This window comes from Thioclava sp. JM3 (assembly GCF_002213185.1).
Taxonomy (GTDB): domain Bacteria; phylum Pseudomonadota; class Alphaproteobacteria; order Rhodobacterales; family Rhodobacteraceae; genus Thioclava; species Thioclava nitratireducens.
The window spans coordinates 1-1,935 of the sequence record NZ_NBOB01000034.1 but is presented as its reverse complement, the minus strand read 5'-3'; the positions used below and the strand labels follow the sequence as shown (position 1 = coordinate 1,935).

The following is a 1,935-nucleotide window of genomic DNA, read 5'->3' as shown; positions in this document are numbered from 1 at the left end:
GCGGGGCCGACCGTGACAATGCCGGTCCGTTATCGAAAGATGGTGCGATGAAGATCCTGATTGCCGAAGACGATGCCGAGACCGGCGACTACCTGCGCAAGGGGCTGACCGGTGAAGGTCATGCCGTCGACCTGCTCCGCGACGGGCGCGAAGCGCTGACCCAAGCCACCGCGCAGAGCTACGACCTGTTCATCTTCGACCGGATGATGCCGGGGCTCGATGGGCTGGCCCTGCTCAAGGCGTTGCGCGCCGCGCAGATCGCCACGCCCGCGATTCTGCTCACCGCGATGGGCAGCGTCGAAGATCGCGTCGCCGGGCTGCGCGCAGGGGCCGATGACTACATGGTCAAGCCTTTCGCTTTCGTCGAACTGCTCGCGCGGATCGACACGATCGCGCGCCGCCCTGCCCTCAAGGCAGAGGTGACCGAACTGGTGCAGGGCGATCTGCGCCTCGACCTGCTCGCCCGGGAGGCGTGGCGCGAAGGCCAGTGCATCGAATTGCAGCCGCGGGAATTCATGCTTCTGAAGCACTTCATGGAACGTCCCGGCCGGGTGCAGACCAAGACGATCCTGCTGGAGGCGATCTGGGACATTCATTTCGACCCGAAAAGCAGCGTCGTCGAGACTCATATCAGCCGCCTGCGCGGCAAGATCGACAAGCCTTTCGCGACCCCCTACCTAACGACGCTGCACGGGATCGGTTACGTGTTCGAGGCCTCGTGATGCGCGCGTTCACATGGTCGATGCGCTTCGCCATCGCGATCTCGACGGTCTTCGCTTTTGCCGCACTGGTTGCGGGTGGGGTCTCCTACACGCTGCAATCCAAGGAAATGAGCCGCCGCCTCGAAGGCGAGGTGCGCGCCGATACCGAGGCGCTCGCCATCTCGGCCCGCGGCGCCGACTTGCAGGACCTGAGCGAGCAGATCTCGGCGCGGATGACGACGAGTCGCGACGGCGCGAATATCGTGACCTTCGTGCCGGCCGATGGCTCCGAACCGCTTGGCAATGTTCGCGTCGCAAACCAGTTCGAAGGGGCGCGCCATCTCGAACCGGGGCCCGACGTAACGCTCCTCGATCCGCCCGGCGCGAATGTCCCCGAGGGCTATGTCACCTTCGGGATGCGGCTCCCCTCGGGCTGGCTGATGACGGGGCGCGACGATGCGTGGCTCCGCGAGCAGGGCGAAATCCTCGCCACCAGTTTCGGCTGGGGCCTCGGGCTCGCGCTTCTGCTGTCGATCAGCTTCGCGGTCTTCATCGCGCGCCGCAACGAGGTGCGCATCGACCGGATGGAGCAGGTCCTGCACGCGGTGGGCGAAGGTCGCCACGGGTTACGTATCCGCGACGAAGGCGATGACGACGTGGCGCGTCTTGCGCAAAGCGTGGATCAGGCGCTCGATCAACTGGAGGCGGGGATCGCGTCGATCCGGCAGGTCTCGACCGATGTCGCCCATGACCTGCGCGCGCCGCTCGCCCGACTGCGGCTGCGGCTGGAGCCGGTGGCGCTGGATTCGTCGCTGCCGCTGGCGCAGCGCGGCGAAATCGGAAAAGCGCTGAGCGATCTCGATCAGGTCTCGGAAACCTTCGACGCGATCCTGCGCCTGTCCCGGATGCAAGCCGGAATGGTCGAGATCACGCGCGCCTCGATCGACCTCACGCAGCTCTGTCAGGATGTGGCGGAGATGCTCGGCGCTGGCGCGGAGGATGCAGGGCAGGAACTGGCGCTCGATCTGCCCGACGACGTCCGGATCGAAGGCGACCGCGAGCTTCTGTTCCAGGCGCTCGTGAACCTCGTGGACAACGCGCTTCGCTACAGCCCGTCCCCGGCACGGGTCTCGATCGGCGTGCATGAGACCCGCCATCACATCACATTGAGCGTCACCGATAACGGCCCCGGTATCCCGGATCGAGATCTGGCACGGGTGCGCGAACGTTTCGT

At 65.9% G+C, this 1,935-nt stretch carries 2 protein-coding genes; both read left to right on the top strand.

The window, feature by feature from the left end; all coding sequences use genetic code 11:
• Positions 1-47: 47 nt before the first annotated feature.
• Positions 48-722, top strand: coding sequence for a response regulator transcription factor (locus B6V73_RS20300; RefSeq protein ID WP_075776632.1), 675 nt, complete (start codon positions 48-50; stop codon positions 720-722).
• The coding region (locus tag B6V73_RS20295; RefSeq protein WP_088726313.1) for a HAMP domain-containing sensor histidine kinase at positions 722-1,935 on the top strand (1,214 nt) is incomplete at its 3' end. The genes B6V73_RS20300 and B6V73_RS20295, both read left to right, overlap by 1 nt.